This window comes from Halobacteriovoraceae bacterium (genome assembly GCA_020635115.1).
Taxonomy (GTDB): domain Bacteria; phylum Bdellovibrionota; class Bacteriovoracia; order Bacteriovoracales; family Bacteriovoracaceae; genus JACKAK01.
Genome location: JACKAK010000009.1, coordinates 167,300 through 182,902 on the forward strand (window position 1 = coordinate 167,300; position 15,603 = coordinate 182,902).

The 15,603-nt window shown below is 33.7% G+C and carries 17 protein-coding genes and 1 pseudogene; 13 read left to right on the forward strand and 5 right to left on the reverse strand.

Annotated elements, in window-relative coordinates:
- Positions 1–172 precede the first annotated feature (172 nt).
- The 5 genes from H6622_15015 (at position 173) to H6622_15035 (ending at position 3,614) form a co-directional block, all read left to right on the forward strand.
- Positions 173–1,486 carry a putative Na+/H+ antiporter gene (locus H6622_15015; GenBank protein ID MCB9062831.1) on the forward strand — a complete coding sequence of 438 codons (1,314 nt, stop codon included), beginning with the start codon at positions 173–175 and terminating at the stop codon, positions 1,484–1,486.
- A gap of 94 nt (positions 1,487–1,580) precedes the next feature.
- The gene (locus H6622_15020) at positions 1,581–2,558 is read left to right on the forward strand and encodes a M48 family metalloprotease (protein ID MCB9062832.1); all 978 of its coding nucleotides are present in this window, start codon (positions 1,581–1,583) and stop codon (positions 2,556–2,558) included.
- 167 nt (positions 2,559–2,725) lie between these two features.
- Entirely contained in the window at positions 2,726–3,064 is a 339-nt protein-coding gene (locus H6622_15025) for an endonuclease (protein MCB9062833.1), read from the forward strand.
- Positions 3,065–3,132: 68 nt separating this feature from the next.
- Complete coding sequence (locus tag H6622_15030) at positions 3,133–3,357, forward strand: AbrB/MazE/SpoVT family DNA-binding domain-containing protein (GenBank protein ID MCB9062834.1); 225 nt, start codon at positions 3,133–3,135, stop codon at positions 3,355–3,357.
- A 2-nt stretch (positions 3,358–3,359) separates the two neighbouring features.
- Positions 3,360–3,614 (forward strand): Fic family protein, encoded by a 255-nt coding sequence (locus H6622_15035; protein ID MCB9062835.1) that lies wholly within the window; start codon positions 3,360–3,362, stop codon positions 3,612–3,614.
- Positions 3,615–3,624: 10 nt separating this feature from the next.
- Here the strand turns inward: H6622_15035 and H6622_15040 are convergent, their stop codons facing one another.
- Entirely contained in the window at positions 3,625–4,449 is an 825-nt protein-coding gene (locus H6622_15040) for an IS3 family transposase (protein ID MCB9062836.1), read from the reverse strand.
- Positions 4,450–4,478: 29 nt separating this feature from the next.
- Entirely contained in the window at positions 4,479–4,745 is a 267-nt protein-coding gene (locus H6622_15045; GenBank protein MCB9062837.1) for a transposase, read from the reverse strand.
- 74 nt (positions 4,746–4,819) lie between these two features.
- On the opposite strand from H6622_15045, the pseudogene H6622_15050 reads away from it, so the two are divergent.
- The 3 genes and pseudogenes from H6622_15050 (at position 4,820) to H6622_15060 (ending at position 7,228) form a co-directional block, all read left to right on the forward strand.
- Positions 4,820–5,035, forward strand: a pseudogene (locus H6622_15050) (hypothetical protein).
- A 232-nt stretch (positions 5,036–5,267) separates the two neighbouring features.
- Positions 5,268–6,239 (forward strand): putative zinc-binding metallopeptidase, encoded by a 972-nt coding sequence (locus tag H6622_15055; protein ID MCB9062838.1) that lies wholly within the window; start codon positions 5,268–5,270, stop codon positions 6,237–6,239.
- Complete coding sequence (locus H6622_15060; protein ID MCB9062839.1) at positions 6,236–7,228, forward strand: ATP-grasp domain-containing protein; 993 nt, start codon at positions 6,236–6,238, stop codon at positions 7,226–7,228. Before H6622_15055 ends, H6622_15060 begins: the two co-directional genes overlap by 4 nt.
- Here H6622_15060 and H6622_15065 read toward each other — a convergent pair.
- Positions 7,214–7,741 (reverse strand): inorganic diphosphatase, encoded by a 528-nt coding sequence (locus tag H6622_15065; protein MCB9062840.1) that lies wholly within the window; start codon positions 7,739–7,741, stop codon positions 7,214–7,216. The two genes, H6622_15060 and H6622_15065, sit on opposite strands and share 15 nt — an antisense overlap.
- A 97-nt stretch (positions 7,742–7,838) precedes the next feature.
- On the reverse strand, positions 7,839–8,561 hold the full coding sequence (locus H6622_15070; GenBank protein ID MCB9062841.1) for a DNA alkylation repair protein: 723 nt from the start codon (positions 8,559–8,561) through the stop codon (positions 7,839–7,841).
- Between the two features lie 59 nt (positions 8,562–8,620).
- On the opposite strand from H6622_15070, the gene H6622_15075 reads away from it, so the two are divergent.
- From H6622_15075 to rlmN, 4 genes are all read left to right on the forward strand, one after another.
- Positions 8,621–10,927, forward strand: a complete 2,307-nt coding sequence (locus H6622_15075; protein ID MCB9062842.1) for a phosphoenolpyruvate carboxylase — start codon at positions 8,621–8,623, stop codon at positions 10,925–10,927.
- 259 nt (positions 10,928–11,186) lie between these two features.
- Positions 11,187–12,398, forward strand: coding sequence for an NAD(P)/FAD-dependent oxidoreductase (locus tag H6622_15080; GenBank protein ID MCB9062843.1), 1,212 nt, complete (start codon positions 11,187–11,189; stop codon positions 12,396–12,398).
- 125 nt (positions 12,399–12,523) lie between these two features.
- On the forward strand, positions 12,524–13,477 hold the full coding sequence (locus tag H6622_15085; GenBank protein ID MCB9062844.1) for a hypothetical protein: 954 nt from the start codon (positions 12,524–12,526) through the stop codon (positions 13,475–13,477).
- A gap of 113 nt (positions 13,478–13,590) precedes the next feature.
- Positions 13,591–14,547, forward strand: a complete 957-nt coding sequence (gene rlmN, locus H6622_15090) for a 23S rRNA (adenine(2503)-C(2))-methyltransferase RlmN (GenBank protein ID MCB9062845.1) — start codon at positions 13,591–13,593, stop codon at positions 14,545–14,547.
- Here the strand turns inward: rlmN and H6622_15095 are convergent.
- Positions 14,527–15,102, reverse strand: coding sequence for a hypothetical protein (locus H6622_15095; GenBank protein MCB9062846.1), 576 nt, complete (start codon positions 15,100–15,102; stop codon positions 14,527–14,529). The genes rlmN and H6622_15095 overlap by 21 nt on opposite strands.
- Positions 15,103–15,348: 246 nt before the next feature.
- Here H6622_15095 and H6622_15100 point away from each other — a divergent pair, with 246 nt between their 5' ends.
- Entirely contained in the window at positions 15,349–15,579 is a 231-nt protein-coding gene (locus tag H6622_15100) for a hypothetical protein (protein MCB9062847.1), read from the forward strand.
- The last annotated feature ends 24 nt before the right edge of the window (positions 15,580–15,603 follow it).

Genomic DNA, 15,603 nt, shown 5'->3' on the forward strand with positions numbered 1-15,603 from the left:
AAAGTAAAATATTCAGATATATTTCTGAATTTTTAGTGTTTAAGTTACTTTTAATATTGAAAAATTGTTTACGTGTCGGTCCATGTTTGGGACAATACCAACAAAGAATAACTTTAAAAGAGGTTTATCAATGCATTCAGAAACAGCAGCAGCTGTTGTAAAAACAGCAGCAGTGGCGCCTACTACGATCCAAATCTTGGCGACTGTAATTTTCGCTCTCGCTCTCATTCACACATTCGTCGCAAAGAAATTTGAAAACATGGCGCACCATTATCCTGTAGGTTCAATGGGAGAAAATCTTTTTCACTTTCTTGGAGAAGTTGAAGTTGTTTTCGGACTTTGGTCCTCAATCTTTCTTTTGGGTTATTCGATTTTGGAAGGATTTGCAGTATGGGATACCGAACATCATCACGTGATTGGAGGGGCCCTTCATTATTTAGACTCAACTGACTTTACTGAACCAGCTTTTGTTTTTGTCATTATGTGTGTAGCAGGAACTAGACCAATTATTATCACTGCAGAAAAGTGTATTATGTTATTTTCAAAATTAATACCTCTACCAAGCAAAATGGCCTTTTATGTATCTACCCTTGTATTAGGTCCATTACTTGGCTCTTTCATTACAGAACCTGCTGCGATGACAGTTACGGCCCTCATTTTACTTGATTACTTTTATTCTTCAGATATTTCACAAAAATTTAAATATGCGACTTTGGGTTTACTCTTTGTGAACGTGTCAATCGGTGGAACTCTGACTCACTTTGCAGCACCTCCAGTTCTGATGGTTGCAGGCGCATGGAAATGGGGAACAATGCATATGCTGGCCTTTTTTGGTTACAAAGCGGCCTTTGCTGTTATTATGGGGACCCTTATTGTCGCATTTTATTTCAAAGATGAGCTTAGAGGTAATTTAGAAGTTAAGCAAAAACATGAAAATTATATGGTTCCTTCTTGGTGGATCATTTTAATCCATTTGGTGTTTCTTGGTTTAGTTGTTATGACTGCCCACCATCCGAAGTTTTTTCTTGGATTATTTCTCTTTTTCCTTGGGTTTACTCAAGTCACTCAAGAATATCAGGATCCCATTAAATTAAAAGAATCTCTACTTGTTGGTTTCTTTCTTTCAGGCTTGGTGACACTTGGTGGGATGCAAAAATGGTGGATACAACCACTGATTGAATCACTCTCAACTGTACCTCTCTTTTTAGGAACGACAGCACTTACTGCTATTACTGATAATGCCCTTCTTACTTACCTTGGAAGGGTTGCGGGTATTGCATCTGATGCTAAAAAATATTTTCTTGTTGCTGGTGCTGTTTGTGGTGGAGGTTTAACTGTAATCGCTAACGCTCCAAACCCTGCAGGTTTTGGGATCTTAAAAGGTTCTTTTGGAGAAAGTGGAATAACTCCTCTTGGTTTGTTAAAGGCCGCTATATTACCAACGATCATTGCCATGCTATGTTTTGGTTTCCTGCCAAATCTATAAAACTAGAATTTGATTGGTTCAAAAGTCTCTTGGTAAATTTAATAAGAGACTTTTGAAATTGTAGATATTTCTTAATTATATGAGGAGTTTTGCAATGAATGATCCAGAAATTCTTCTTGAAAAAGAATTAAGAATTCTGATGAAAACCACTCATGGTAGGCGAGCTTTTTTGATGGCCATGCCTATGCTAATAGCTGCTTGTTCTAGTTCTTCAAAACATCGTCTCAGAGAAGGTGATAACACCGGACAAAAGACAGAAATGACTTATGATGATGAAAGAAAAATGACTCAGGAATATTTACCCAAAATGAGTCAAGAATATCCTGCACATAACGATCAAGAAGTTCAACGTTACATCAATTCTATTGGACAAAAAATAGTAGCTTCCAGTGGACTTAATAATAATCCTTATACGTATAATTTTACTGTTGTTCAAACAAATCAAGTTAATGCATTTGCTCTTCCTGCTGGAACAGTGTTTGTGACGGCCCCACTTATAAAAATGGCCAGCACAGAGGCAGAGCTTGCTGGAGTGATAGGCCATGAAATTGGCCATGTACAAGCAAGACATACTGCTGAGAGGATTGAAAAATCCAAAAGTGAAACTAAGAATTCAATTCTTTATGGACTTGGTGGAGCAATTCTTGGAGGAGCGGCGGGTTTTGGACTTGGAAAACTGATTTGCAATAAACAAGATCGAGAGTGTTTGGCCAGAGCGGCCAAATATGGAGCTTTGGCCGGAGCGGGTGGAGGTCTACTCATTCAAAAATTTGGTTTTATGGCCAATTCTCGTGAAGATGAAATGGAAGCTGATCGAATTGGTTTTAAAACGGCCTGGAATGCAGGTTATCACAAAGACTATGTGGGTGGTTTTTACACAAAGCTCTATGAAATGGAAAAAAAACACTCCAAGGGAAACAACAAATTATTAGCTTCTTTTGCAGATGCTTTGAGTACTCATCCTCCAGGGGAGGATAGGGTCACGCAAATGAAGCAGATGTCTAATCAATACCCTTTAAAAGGTAAGAAGGTATCTTCAAATAGATTTGATGAAATTAAAAAACGTCTTTAAATAAATTATTTAGGTTAGATTTTTTTGTCAGGTACTTTATCAACGAGAATTTGCATTAATGCATCCTTGCATTTTAAAATTCGCTTTTAAGCAATAGAATGTCCATGCTACAAATTGAATTTTATGATGGCCTTCTTTGTGCATTGAGAACGGTTTGAAGAGAAACAATCGTAAAATTAACAATAGTTTACCATCTCAAATCCTTTGATGTTTTCAAAAAGTGGGTAGGACCCCATTATGAGATTTCAGACAAAAAAATAGAACCTAGGAATGAAATCAAAGGCGATATTGCCCGTATCATGTTCTATATGGAGGACAAATACGGAGTGAAGATTATTTCTAACAAAAACAAAAAGCTTTTTGAGGCCTGGAACAAGGTTGATCCAGTAGATGAAGAGGAAAAACGCATTAACTGCCTAAACGCCAAGAGACAAGGAAATGAGATTAAATTTGTAGGTAAATGTAGCGAATTAGCTGTAATGACATGGCATTTTAAAGTTTTTTGACCTTGATCCGACATACATATGGATATATAATGTAATAACAATGTAAACCCTAAAAATAGGAGGACACAATGATAAAAAACCTAACCAAGCATGGAAATAGTATGGCCCTCATAATTGATAGGCCTATCTTAGATCTTCTCAATATCTCTGAGGGGACACCACTTGAAATTTCAACTAACGGAGAATCACTTACAATATCTCCTGTAAAAGATGAGAAACGTTTAAAGCAGTTCCAAAAAGCACTTGAAAAAACAAATAAGAAATACGGTCGTGCGCTCAAGAATATGGCCTAAAAATGGATGATGTCGCATTTTTAACTATCTTCGAAGTTTTAGAAATACATGAAAACCAAATTGAGTTATATGGTGGTAGTCTTGGAGTTAGAGACAAAGGTTTACTTCTAGCAGCTCTTGCACAACCAGAAACAACCTTTGACGGAAACTTTTTACATCAAGATATTTTTTCAATGGCATCGGCCTATATGTTTCACATTATCTCGAATCATCCTTTTATAGATGGAAACAAGAGGGTTGTGACCTTAAACCATTGACTAGTCCAGTCTAAAGATGAGTTGCACTGAGTCTGTGTTGTACATCTTCTCGTTCCTTTTTGACAAATTCTTTAGGTGTTAAATATTTTAATGAACTGTGTATTCTCTCTTCATTGTATTCTTTTCTCCAGCTTTCAATTACAACTCGAGCTTCAGCCAAAGTCGAAAACCAATTTTGATTCAGACATTCATCTCGAAAACTACCATTAAAACTTTCAATATAAGCATTATCAGTTGGTTTTCCTGGACGAGTAAAATCTATTTCAATATTATTCCTGTAACTCCACTCCAACATGGCCTTAGATGTAAATTCAGGCCCATTGTCTACTTGAATTCTTTTTGGTTTTCCATGTTGATTGATCATTCGATCAAGTTCTTTGGTTACAATTATTCCTGAGATTGAATGATCAATATAAAAACCTGGAGAATACCTTGTGAAATGATCTATAACTGTCAATATTCTAATCTTTCTTGAATTTGCAAGTGAGTCTGAAACAAAATCCATAGACCAAACTTCGCCCCCTTTAGATGCCGAAGGTTTTACTATCCGTGGAAAAAATTGTTTTTTCTTTTTTCGTTTCAATTTTAAAGAAAATCCCTGCTCAAAATAAATTCTTTGGGTTCTCTTGCGATTTTGAACTATTCCTTCTCGGTTTAGAATCACATGAACTCGTGGATATCCATACCTTCGATGTTTATGAACAATTTGTTGCATTCGATTAATAACAATTTGGTCATTCTTAATCAAAGTTAATTCATATCGATAGCTTGATCTGTTAATATCTAAAACTTGGCACGAAAGCCGCTCACTGACCCCAAACTTATCAATGAGCATTTTAGCTGCATTTTTCTTTTGTTTGGGCCTTAAAAGTTTCCCTTGGCAACTTCCTTGAGCATTTGGTTATCTAAACTTAAATCAGCAACGAGTCGTTTTAAACGTCGATTTTCCTCTTCAAGACTTCTTAGTTTTTTAGCATCAGATACCTGCATCCCGTGAAATTTTTTCTTCCACTTATGAACTGTTTGCTCGGCCATTCCATATTTGCGTCCAAGTTCTTTTGCTGGTATTCCCGATTCATATTCCTTCAAAATTTTGAAAATCACTTCTTCTGAAAATTTTTTGCCTTTCATTTTATTGTCTCCTTGTTTAGTTTTTAACACAGTGAGACTCACTCTGAGAATGGACTAAATTTTGGGTTTATGGTCAGTATAAGTGTTCCCACTGTGGATTGGATATTGACAGAGATTTAAACGCGGCAATTAACTTAGAAAGTTTTGTTAATCATAGAATACGGGGAGCTGCCTCGGAATTTACGCCTAAGGAGATGACGGCAATTGATCTTTGGAAACTATCTAAAGATAAAACCAGCATCGATGAACTAGGAAATGAACACCAGAATTACGTGAGTAGTTTTGGGTAGGTTTCATTCAGCGGTTTCATCTGTATTTGAAAGCATTGAGATCATAGGTTTTATTATTAACTTTTCATCTTCGTTAAAAAAACAAAAAAATCGATAAGACCCAGCTCGGTATGTCAATACGAACATCATCTGAACAACTTTTAATCAATTTGTGCCCTTTTTCCTTATTTTTTAGGCCAAAAATTGGTATCAATCTTGTAGAAATATCCATTAAATCAGAGGGGCATTTTTCATGGATATGGACACAAAAATTAGTGATTTGACACTGTCTTTGTACGATTCTTGGGTAGGTGAGTGCATTGAGATCGTTAAGGCAGAATTAAAAACTCATAATTTAGAGTTAGATGTTTCATTTTGGATAAGCGATGACTGGTTCTGCCCTGATGGAGTTGTAGGTATCGGCATTCCTTTCTATCTTTTGACACCTGAGTTAATCAAAATAGAAAAGCAAGAAATTGGTAAGGCCGAAGGGAGTACCAAAAGAGAATGTTTGAGAATAATTCGACATGAGTTGGGACATGCAATCGATAATGCTTTTAAATTGAGAACTTTTGAAGAAAGACAAAATCTTTTTGGCGATTCTGATAAACGTTATCCTGCTAGCTATATCCCAAAATTTTATTCACAAAAATATGTTACTTACTTAGGTGATGGCTATGCTCAGTCCCACCCCGATGAAGATTGGGCCGAAACATTCGCCGTGTGGTTAGATCCTGATTCTAACTGGAAATCTAAATATCAGAATATGGAATGCATGACTAAATTACTCTATATCGATAAAATCATGCGTGAAATTCCAAAATTAAAACAAAAAGTTTTTTGTAAGAAAAAGGTAGACCATTTTACAAATGATGATAGAACATTAAGAGAATACTTCAACCAGAAGAGAAGAAGACTAAAAATTTCAAAGAAAAGAAGAATACCATTTGAATTAAAAAAAATTTCAACAAATTGTAATGAATCTTCTCTGGCCAATTTTCTAAATAAAAATAAGGTAATACTAAAATCAAATATTCTAAGCTGTGAAGAACTTAAATCTTATGAAGTTGATAAAACCATTCAGGAATTGATTGTTATTTCTAAGCAAAATCGACTTGGTTTGAAAAGAGACACACAAACACCTAAAATTAAAGTAGTAAGCAAGTTTGTGCAAAACTACACCCTTAAAAAGAAATTAAGGGGAGATTTTAGGATATATATGTGAGAGTTATCGTTTTAGTTCACTCAGATCTTATTCCACCGGAAGAGGTGGCAAATCCTAGTGATATTGAATTCAAACCTTGGGTTACCGAGTTTGATGTCATTCAAGAATTAAAGAACTCTGGCCATGTCGTCAGAGTTGTCGGTTTAGATTCCAATTTGGATGTTTTAAGACGTGAGATCTTTGAATTTCAACCAAATATTGTTTTTAATCTACTTGAAGAATTTGATGGAGAGGTCCTATTTGACCAAAATGTGGTCAGTTATTTAGAGCTAAAACGAATTGACTATACCGGTTGCAATCCACGTGGGTTAATGCTCTCAAGAGACAAAGCTCTTGCAAAAAAAGTACTAAGCTTCCACAGATTACAAACTCCGCATTTTCAAGTCTTTTTAAAAAAAAGAAGAACGAAAATAGAAAAAAAACTTAAGTACCCTTTGATAGTAAAATGTCTTCACGAAGAGGCTTCATATGGCCTTACTAAAGATTCCATAGTCAATAATGAACAAAAACTACGAGAGAGAATTGAATACATTCATGAAAATCTGAATCAAGATGCAATCGTTGAAGAGTTTGTTGAGGGACGAGAATATTTTGTTGGTATTTTAGGAAATCAAAAATTAGAAGTTTTACCAATATGGGAACTCCATTTTTCAAAAAGCGAGACACCTGAAAAAGAATTCTATACCGAAAAAGCAAAATGGAGTGAAAAATATCGTTCCAAAAAAGGCATAAAAACACAAAAAGCGGAGCTTCCAAGTGAGCTAGAAAAAAAAATTATTAAAACTTGCAAACGTGCTTACAAGGCACTTGAAATCAACGGTTATGCAAGAATAGATCTGAGAGTATCCGTTGATGGGGAAATATATATAATTGAGGCAAACCCAAATCCTAATATTGCCAGGCTTGATGATTTCGCACAAAGTGCTAATGCTAAAAAAATTTCCTATTCTAAATTAATTGAAAAAATTCTCAATTTAGGAAAAAGTTGAGAGATAAAGCTCTCTGGCCTCTTCTAGAACTTTCAAGGCATCGTCTCTATCTAAAAACTCTTCGACCACAACTTTTTTGTTTTCAAGAGCTTTATATTCTTCAAAAAACTTTTGAACTTCACTAAGTCTGTGAGGAGGGAGATCATGAATTGAATTATAATGTGAATATTCAGGATCATTTGCGTGTATTGCAATAATTTTGTCGTCGGCCTCTCCTTCATCAATCATTTTCATAAGTCCAATTGGTCTGGCCATCATGATTGTGAGTGGGAAAACTGGCTCTTGGCCGAGTACAAGAATATCGAGAGGATCATGATCTTCACAGTAAGTTCTAGGAATAAAACCATAATTGGCCGGATAATGAACAGAACTGAAAAGAACTCGGTCCACTTTAATCAGGCCAGTTTCTTTGTCCAATTCATATTTGTTTTTGGCACCTTTAGGAACTTCGATTATGGCCGGAAACAACTCAGGAAACTGTTGGCCAAGTTTAACGTCATGCCATGGATTCATCATATATACTCCTCAATAAAGTTAACCTTATTATACAGAAATATTGCATTGTGCAATATTTTTTTTCTGTTTTACCAAGATAATCAATTTGCCCCCACTAAATTTTACTTTTGAGATACAAAAGACGCTTTTTTTCAGGGAATTTTTCAATTGCATATCTAAGCATTGTTCTAGGCATATTATGGTAATGGCCTTTTAAAAATGCCTCTTCTATCGCTATATTTTCTTTACCAACCTCTCTTAACATCCAGCCAACTGCTTTATGAATGAGATCATGTTTGTCACTGAGTAGAATTTTTGAAATTTCTAATGTTGTTTCATAATGCTTTTTTTTGATGAAGTATAATGTTGTAATAATTGATATTCTTCTTGTCCATAGATCGTTTGAATGTGCCCACTTGAGAAGGTCAGCTTTTGATGTTTCTAAATATACAGGGCCTAAGACTTTGTAGGCCGAAATATCTACTAAATCCCAATTATTGATATATTTTTTATTCTTAATATAGAACTTGGCATTATGATTGAGTTCATCAATTAATCCCTGTTTTTGAAATTTCTGAGCATTTGTGCTTAAAATAACCAAGCAAGCAAATCTTATTTCATGGATAGGGTGGGAAATGCATTTTTGCAATTCAGCATAAGATAGATTGTTAAACAACTTACAAATAGTTCGTATTTGAGGATTTCGAACTCCGATAAATTGATCATTTTCCCCATATTCTCCAGGGCCTGTTTTAAAAAAACGTTGCATCGTCTTAGCATATTGTTCATTTGCATGATTTTTTAGCTCTTTTATGAGTTGATTGGCGTTTAAATTCATAGTTTTCCTCTTGTTTTGAAAAGGATACTATTTCCATGATCTAAAATGAAGGATGTTTTATGAGAAGATTACCAAAAGAGTTAAAAGAATTAATCAGTTGGAGTGTTGAAATATTAGGAGATACAATTTCAGCTGAGTACGGACAACATATTTTTAAAGAAATCGAGAATATTCGTCTCAAGATGAAATCTTTAAGAGGCGAAGATTATCAGAGTGTTTATCGTTCTTTGATGAAAGTTTCAAATCAGTTTTCTAAAATGGATAGTCAGGAACTTGAAAAAATATCTCATGCTTTTTCGCTCATGTTAGAATTAATCAATCGTTGTGAGAATGCCTACAGAACTTATAGGTTATCCCATAAGAAAGATCAGGAATTTAAAAAAATTCCATACGCTATAATTTTTGTACTTACGGCCCACCCAACTGAGGCCAGAGGACAAGAGATGTTGCGGCTATTTGATCAGATTGAAAATTATCTAACTGATTTTCTTTTAAATCCTAAAATTGGAACAGAGAAGAAAATCAGACATCTCATTAGATTGACTTTGAAAATGAGTCTATCTCGTTCTGAAAAACCACAAGTGTTTGACGAGGCCGAAAATATTTTCTCATACGCTTTGCGGGGAGATATCATCCACGAAATTGTTGAGCTTGGAAAAGCAAATATTCCAGTTTATTTAAGGACATGGGTTGGGGGTGATAAGGATGGACACCCTGGTGTAGACAACATTCAGTTGCTAAAAAGTTTAAATCTTTCTCGAAAATATTTACTTAAGTATTTTACGACAGAGTGGGAAAAAGCATGTGGCTATTTTGAGTTGTTTGGAAACAGATATAAAAAAAATGTAAGCGATATAAATAAGTTACTAGGGCAGATAAAAACAGTTGCACATGCTGATGGTAGGAAAATATTAGAATTGCGTGAAATGCTCTCACTATTGGACAAGGATTATAAAAAACAGGTTGGTGAAGAAAACCCACGAATTCGCAATTTACAAGTCCTCTTATGGCATTTTCCAGCACTGGTCTTAACATTAGAGCTAAGAGAAGATAGTGAAATCGTGAAAGATTCTCTCAAAAATGAAAATGCCATCAATAAGATGTTAGAAACAATTTATGAAATTTCAGAGGGGTTTAATCCTAAATGGTATGCAAGAGGTCTAGTTCTTAGCATGGTTGAAGATTCAATCGACATTGAAAATGGTATTAAATTAGTTAAAAAGATTTTCGGTGAGCACGTTTTACCTGTCGTTCCTCTTTTTGAAAATGAAAAGGCCCTAAAAAATTCAGTTTCTATTCTAGATCAAGTTTTTAATAAAAATAAAACACTCGCTTCTAGACATTTAAAATTGTGGGGAGGGAGATTTGAGGTGATGTTAGGTTACTCAGACTCTTCTAAAGAAAATGGTGTTCTTCCCTCTAGAATTCTAATTAATTCTTCACTCAATAATCTTGAAAAGTTTTTTAAGAAAAAGGGACTCACACCGGTATATTTTCATGGTTCAGGGGGCAGTGTTGCAAGAGGTGGAGGATCTTTAAAGGAACAAATCTCATGGTGGCCACCTTCAGCTGTGAATATTTTTAAAGTGACCGTACAAGGTGAAATGGTTGCAAGAAACTTTGCAAATGCCAAAATATTTAAGCGTCAAATTGATTATATTCTTAATGGCCATCAGTTTGCAGAAAATAGCATGATAGAAGCAAGTAAAAGGAAACTTCTTGAAGAATTTGCAGCAGATATTCAGGTTCAATATAGAAATCTTATACAAAGAGAAGATTTCTATCAGTTTGTCCAAGAAACAACTCCTTATGAGTATTTACATCTTCTTAAAATCGGTTCACGCCCATCAAAAAGGGGGGGAGACGCGAGAAATAAACTTCAATTAAGGGCGATCCCGTGGATTCTTTGCTGGACACAGTGTCGATTACTTTTACCTACATGGTGGGGAATTGGCTCAACATGGGAAAATCTCAATCCTGAGAAAAAGAAACAGATGAAAAATGTCTACGCTGATAGTCGGGTATTTTATTCTTTTGTAAAACTACTTGGTTTTACGCTGGCCAAAGTCGATCTAGGTGTTTGGAAAGTTTATGTGGAGAGTTCAGATCTATCGGATGAATTAAAGGAAATATATTCTAAGTTAATAATTTCAGAATTTAAGAAAACCGTAGAGTTCTTTTTTGATATAACAAAAGAAAATGAATTTTTATGGTTTAGGAGATGGTTACAAGAAAGTATAAACTTCAGATCTTCAATGATTCATCCTTTGAATTTGATTCAGATAGAGGCCTTAAGGCGAAAGGATGCTAAACTTATTAGAGAGACAGTAACAGGCATTGCATGTGGAATGTTAACTACTGGATAAAATTACATAAATGATGTATTAACTTGAATATATCATTCAGATATTAAGAGTTTTTAATTTCATATAGCAATTTCTTTATATTCATTGATGAGTTTGAATATTCATAAAGTTATATCCTTAATTAAAAGTTAAATTCTTGATCTTTATCAAAGTATAAATTTTGAATTTATGTTCTACTGAAAATCAAGAGTAAATAAATAACAAAAAAATTAATGCATACGTTATAATTCTTTTAATAATTTTAACAAAAGAGTAAGTCATGAAAAAGATTGTTATTTTAGGAAGTAATTTTGCTGGTTCAACAGCAGCACTTGAACTGGCCAGAAAATCAAAGGATCTTTATCAAATTGTTGTTGTATCTCCAACGACTAATTTTTTATATGTTCCTTCACTGATTTGGGTTCCATTTGGTAGGAGAAAAGTTGAAAATATTACATTTAATATAAAAGATTTGATGAACAAAAAAGGAATTGATTTTATTCATGATAAAGCAGTTAAAATTGAAGCAGAAAGAAATGTTATAGTAACAGAAAAATCTGGAGAAGTGAATTACGACTATCTTGTTATTGCAACAGGAGTCTCATTGAATTTTGATTCGGTTAATGGACTTGATCGGGATAAATATTTCACTCAATGTATAGTAACTCCACCTCAAGCTCAAAAGTCTTATGAAGAGTTTCAAAAACTGGTAAAGGACCCAGGGCCGGTTGTCGTAGGCGCTACTCAAGGAGCTAGTTGCATGGGGGCCGCATATGAGTATTTGTTCAACATGGAAAAAGAACTAAGAAGACATGGAGTGAGAAATAAAGTTGATCTCACTTGGATTACACCTGAACCATTTTTAGGTCATTTTGGAATCGGCGGAGTTTTTGGTGGAGAGTGGATGCTTAAATTATTCATGAAAATGTATAATATTAAGTGGTATACAGATGCTTCTATCAAATCTATTGAAGAGGATAAAATTACTTTAAATTCTGGTGAAGTTTTACCATATAAAATGTCGATGTTGATGCCTCCTTTCTTAGGTGCGAATGTCATTCTCGACTCACCTGGAGTTGGCGATGAAAAGGGCTTTGTTCCTTGTGATGATACATATAAACATCTGAAATACGACAATATTTATGCTGCAGGTCTGTCTGTACAAGTTAAAGCACCTTTTGATCATATGACTACACCTTTTGGAGTCCCAAAAACTGGTTTCCCAACAGATGTTCAAGGTAAAATTGTTGCAAACAATATCTATCAAAAAATTACAAATAAGGGGAAAGTAAAAAGTCTTTCATTTGGAAAAATTCCTGGAATTTGTATTATGGACGCTGGTGGAAAAGAAGTTTTAATTATCACCAACCATCTTTTTAAACCGCGTCAGTTTGAAATAATGATTCCCAATGTTATTTCACATACAGGAAAATGGTTACTTGAAAAGTATATGTTAATTAAAAATAGATTTGGTTGGTCTTTTTTACCTTAGTATATCTAAGTGGCAAGTCTTTTGAAATTAACTGGCCACTCCATATAGAGAAAAATTTTCCCCATAATTTTACTATATTAATGTTAATTAATTTTTCATCGAAGAGTTTTCAAAAGGACTTTTCGATGAAAAATTTTATACTGATTTTATTATTTATAACAATTATAGATATCGCACATTCTGAAGATCAAACTGTTGGCCCAAAAAAGGAAGAAGAAAAAAGCAAAATAAATTTAGACTTTTATGCTTCCCTTGCGCTTAGACAAAATAGTTGGACTACTTTGTCAGGTGGAGAAGGGGTAGAAATAGAATCATCTATTTATAAAACAGCTGACTTTACTGTTCGCTCTGCGGACAATTGGGCCGTGGGACTAGCACTTGATTTAGGTGACAGTGAAAATAAGGCACAAAAAATTGCTGCCAACATTGGGCTTGGCAACTGGGGCTTCATCATCGAACAAGGTGATATTAAAGGCAAATTTTTAACCTACGATCGTTTGAGTTATCAAAATACCGGCACATTTGAATTTGATTATAAAAAATATGTTATTTACAGCGGTAAAGAATTCAAAACAGGTGGAGCATATGTTGAGTGGAATATGCCCTCTGAGGCCAAAATTGAATGGGGGACAAGTAAAACAAACGAAATAACTTTTTTTACCCAGAAAACAAACTATAAATTAATTGGTTATTTTATGGAATACGATCAATTAAGATATGTTATGCAATATCCAAATAGCAGTAAAAACAATTCTATTAATTTTAGTACATCGGTGATTATTGGATTCATGCAAGTTGAACCACTAGAGGTTAATAATTCTAAAATACTTTCTCTAACTGGTAATAATCCAAAATTTGATAAAGAGGCATCAGTTGGGACAATGAGTGAGGCAAGACTCGCGTATATATATGCAGCTAAAAAAGAAAAATATACCTGGGGTTTACAGCTAGGTTATATGGCCAGAATGCATGGATCGGCCATGGAATTGGGTGATAATGATATGAACTATACCGTCAACCCAGACATTGAGTTACACGTAAGTCACGGGCCATATCTACGTTTTGCTATGGTATGGTAAAAATACTTGCCTTTTTATTTTTATCCACATAAATCATCCTGATGAAAAAATGCTACTTTGAAGGACCAAATTCTCAAATTTTAAAAAACTGTTTGTCGCTTAAAGAAATTCATTTGAAGAGTCTAAACAAGTCTATTTTTAAAAATTTAAAATTTTCATTTGAAGACTCACTACTTAATTCAAAACAGTTTTTAGACTTGAGTACTTATTATGAACTTAAAATTCCAAATATTATCTATAAGACAAAATCTGCTGATGGAACAATAAAAGTCCTCATTGAATATGATAAAAACTCAATTGCTGAGGCGGTGATATTACCTTTTTATAATAATTTCAATGTCTGTTTATCGACGCAAGTCGGTTGTGCTATGAAATGTAGCTTTTGTTACACAGGAACTCAGGGATTAAAAAGAAATCTTACTGCAGGTGAAATTATAGCTCAGTATTTAATTTTAAGAAATGTTATTAGGGAACAAAATACTTCTTATATTAAAAAACCGAGAATCGTTTTTATGGGGCAGGGAGAACCTCTACATAATTTTGAAAATATTAAAAAGGCCATATCAGTATTAGTGGATCCACTAAAGGTTGATCTTGGACCTAGACAAATTACCATTTCAACTTCAGGATACCTTCCAAATTTAAATCGATTTGATGAACTTTATGGAGTCAATCTGGCCATTTCACTACATAGTGCAATTGATTCAAAAAGAACTAGATTGATTCCAATCAATTCTTCATATCCATTAAATGAACTCAAACAAACAATTAGTAAAATAAAATTGCGTACGCAACAATTTATTATTTTCGAATATCTCCTAATTGATAATTTCAATATGAGTCGCGAGGATGCCAAGGCCATAGCTGAGTTTACGAAAGGGATCCCATGCCTAATGAATCTTATTCCATTTAATGAATATCCTGGTTGTGACTTTAAGAGACCTGCAATGGAACAAGTGTTTAAATTCAAAGAATACTTGGTCTCTCATGGTCTTAGAACAATGATTCGAGCAACAAAGGGACATGATATTTTAGCAGCATGTGGACAGTTAAATTCCACTAAGTTTTAAAGAAGCTATTTTTTTCTTAATTTCCTTATTCATATTTTTAGATACTTCAGTTGAGAAATTATTTAATTGTTCAGACTCATAGAGTTTTTGAATGAGTATCGATATTTTGTCATTATGTTCTTTAATATAATAATTTAATAAGTAATTATACTCACTTATATTAAAAATCCTTTTTTTAGAAAATGCATCTGTAAGCATCTGAGTATTGTTTAATTTGGTTGGAGGAACTTTTTTTATTTCAATTGCTTTTAGACACGTACTAAAATTTTCTTTGGAAAGCTCAACATTAAAAATATTATTTAAAACTTTTATTATTTTTTCGCGATCTGCATTTTGGTTATTAAAATATTTATTTAAAATAAGGCCAGATAATTCATTTTTTTCTATCTGATAAAAACATAGAGAAGAAGCAGTTTCCTTTTTGCATTTATTTATAATGCTCTCACTTAGATCGTGTGAATAATGCAAAATTCTCATTTTTTGCAGTTCAGTATTGAGTGTTGCTCCAAAAGATCTATAACCAAACAGGAATATAAATAAAATAAATTTTTTCATATTGTAATTATAACAGATTTGAAAATACCGCAAGGCCGGCAATCAATGACTACTTATCACTTGAACAATGAAATATTAGATAGTTAGCTATATATATGCATCTAGTAATAATTATATATAACTTACCAACACTAAACATTTAATCATAAGTGTGTTATAATATAGGTAATAAGCATTTTGGAGATTAATTTGGGTAGAACTCAAGACTATTTCTGAAACGCACCAAGCAAAACAATTGGAAGAGCTATGTCAAAAGTTAGAGATCTTAAAAATAAGACTCAAAAAAAGAATTACTTGAGTGAATTAATTGCTGCAGGTATTACTCCGCTAAGTTATTCAATCAAGAAATCTTATGAATTGGGTGACTTTGTTGAACACCCAAAATTTGGTAAGGGATTTGTCGAAAGTATCGTATCTGAAGACAAAGTTCAAATATTCTTTAATGGGGAGACAAAGATGCTCCTGCAAAATAAATAGTCAGAAGTACTTAATTTATATTCT

Bases quoted from the DNA above. Each gene is read 5' to 3' on its own strand.
- H6622_15075 (MCB9062842.1), top strand. From the start codon at position 8,621: ATGAGAAGATTACCAAAAGAGTTAAAAGAATTAATCAGTTGGAGTGTT.
- H6622_15100 (MCB9062847.1), top strand. From the start codon at position 15,349: ATGTCAAAAGTTAGAGATCTTAAAAATAAGACTCAAAAAAAGAATTAC.
- H6622_15055 (MCB9062838.1), top strand. From the start codon at position 5,268: ATGGATATGGACACAAAAATTAGTGATTTGACACTGTCTTTGTACGAT.
- H6622_15035 (MCB9062835.1), top strand. From the start codon at position 3,360: ATGGATGATGTCGCATTTTTAACTATCTTCGAAGTTTTAGAAATACAT.
- H6622_15020 (MCB9062832.1), top strand. From the start codon at position 1,581: ATGAATGATCCAGAAATTCTTCTTGAAAAAGAATTAAGAATTCTGATG.
- H6622_15080 (MCB9062843.1), top strand. From the start codon at position 11,187: ATGAAAAAGATTGTTATTTTAGGAAGTAATTTTGCTGGTTCAACAGCA.
- H6622_15085 (MCB9062844.1), top strand. From the start codon at position 12,524: ATGAAAAATTTTATACTGATTTTATTATTTATAACAATTATAGATATC.
- H6622_15095 (MCB9062846.1), bottom strand. From the start codon at position 15,102: ATGAAAAAATTTATTTTATTTATATTCCTGTTTGGTTATAGATCTTTT.
- H6622_15030 (MCB9062834.1), top strand. From the start codon at position 3,133: ATGATAAAAAACCTAACCAAGCATGGAAATAGTATGGCCCTCATAATT.
- H6622_15070 (MCB9062841.1), bottom strand. From the start codon at position 8,561: ATGAATTTAAACGCCAATCAACTCATAAAAGAGCTAAAAAATCATGCA.
- H6622_15040 (MCB9062836.1), bottom strand. From the start codon at position 4,449: ATGCTCATTGATAAGTTTGGGGTCAGTGAGCGGCTTTCGTGCCAAGTT.
- H6622_15065 (MCB9062840.1), bottom strand. From the start codon at position 7,741: ATGAATCCATGGCATGACGTTAAACTTGGCCAACAGTTTCCTGAGTTG.
- H6622_15045 (MCB9062837.1), bottom strand. From the start codon at position 4,745: ATGAAAGGCAAAAAATTTTCAGAAGAAGTGATTTTCAAAATTTTGAAG.